The organism is Escherichia sp. AM3 (genome assembly GCF_032029835.1).
Taxonomy (GTDB): domain Bacteria; phylum Pseudomonadota; class Gammaproteobacteria; order Enterobacterales; family Enterobacteriaceae; genus Escherichia; species Escherichia coli.
This window is the reverse complement of record NZ_JAVUPQ010001372.1, coordinates 1-230: the sequence shown is the minus strand read 5'-3', so window position 1 is coordinate 230 and position 230 is coordinate 1. Positions and strand designations below refer to the sequence as shown.

At 58.3% G+C, this 230-nt stretch carries 1 protein-coding gene; it reads right to left on the bottom strand.

Annotation, left to right across the window (positions count from 1 at the left end; genetic code table 11):
- Nucleotides 1–230 (bottom strand): HAD-IA family hydrolase (locus RTW80_RS31100; protein WP_312722122.1); only part of this gene is annotated, 230 nt, incomplete at both ends.

The following is a 230-nucleotide window of genomic DNA, read 5'->3' as shown; positions in this document are numbered from 1 at the left end:
ATTCTTCAAGAGACGTCAGCCTGACGTCTGCGAGGGCAAAACGGGGATCGTGTCGGCCTTCTTCAGCCGGCACAACGATGGAGCGCATACGTGCGGCTTTGGACGCCACCATGCCGTTAACCGAATCTTCCAGCGCCACACAGGTAAGTGGATCCAGCCCCAGTTTCGCGGCGCAGTCCATATATACCTGCGGATGTGGCTTGCTGTAAGGAAGCTTTTCGGCCGAGGCC